Annotated in this window: 1 protein-coding gene; it reads left to right on the forward strand. The window is 63.9% G+C overall.

Annotation, left to right across the window (positions count from 1 at the left end; translation table 11 throughout):
- Window positions 1-1,289, forward strand: a 1,289-nt coding sequence (locus A2I95_RS39085) for an RNB domain-containing ribonuclease (RefSeq protein WP_291737744.1), incomplete at both ends; no start/stop codon positions are given.

The following is a 1,289-nucleotide window of genomic DNA, read 5'->3' on the forward strand; positions in this document are numbered from 1 at the left end:
CTGCCCAAAGCCTCAGATCCGGCCCTGGGTGAAGGCGACAAGATTCTGGTCAAGCTGCAGCTGGTTCCGGATCAGGACCACAATTACGAGGCTCGGCTGATCCGCCGCATCGGCACCAACCCGAAACGGGTCCTCGGCATCTTCCGTGCAGGCTCCGAAGGCGGGCGGATTATACCCATCGACAAGGCCGCGTCCAGCGAATGGATGGTGGCACCGGACGCCATCAACGGCGCCAAGGACGGCGAGCTGGTCGAGGCGGAGCAGGCCGGCCCCAAGGGCCGCATGGGCCTGCCGCGCGCGCAGATCGTGGAACGGCTGGGCGACCCGACGGCACCAAAGGCAGTGTCGCTGATCGCTATTCACCAGCACGGCATCCCTGACCATTTTCCCGATCCGGTCATGGCCGAGGCGGATGCCGCCAAACCGATGGGCCTCAAGGGCCGCGAAGACCTGCGCGAGCTGCCGCTGGTCACCATCGACCCGGCGGATGCGCGCGACCATGACGACGCCTGCTATGCCCATGCCGACGACGACCCGAAGAACCCCGGCGGCCATGTGATCTGGGTGGCAATTGCCGATGTGGCAGCCTATGTGCGCCCCGGTTCTGCGCTGGACCGCGAGGCAAAGAAGCGCGGCAACTCCAGCTATTTCCCCGACCGTGTGGTACCGATGCTGCCGGACCGGCTGTCGGGCGATCTGTGTTCATTGCATGAAGGGGTGCCGCGTGCCTGTATCGCTGCGCGGATGCAAGTGGATGCCGAGGGCAACAAGATCGGCCACCGGTTTGTGCGCGGACTGATGCGCTCCGCCGCCTCGCTGCATTACGCCGAGGTGCAGGAGGCCATGGACGGCATTCCGAACGAAAAGACCACTCCTTTTGTGGAAGATGTGATCAAGCCGCTTTTTGCCGCATATCAGGCTCTAAAAAGAGCGCGTGCGGTGCGGGAACCCCTGGACCTGGACCTGCCGGAGCGCAAAATCATCCTGGATGACGCTGGTCAGGTCACCTCGGTTGCCTTCCGCGACCGGCTGGATGCGCACAAGCTGATCGAGGAGTTCATGATCCTTGCCAATGTCGCCGCGGCAGAGACGCTGATCAAGAAACGCTCGCCGCTGCTGTTCCGGGTGCATGAGGAACCGGCGCAGGAAAAGCTGGAAGCATTGCGCGAAACCGCCCGCGCGGCGGGGTTGAATCTGGCCAAGGGCCAGGTGCTGCAAACCCGGCATCTGAATGCGCTGCTGAACCACGCGGCGGGAACCGATGAGGCGGAGCTGATCAACATCTCCAC

Source organism: Leisingera sp. F5 (assembly GCF_001593695.1).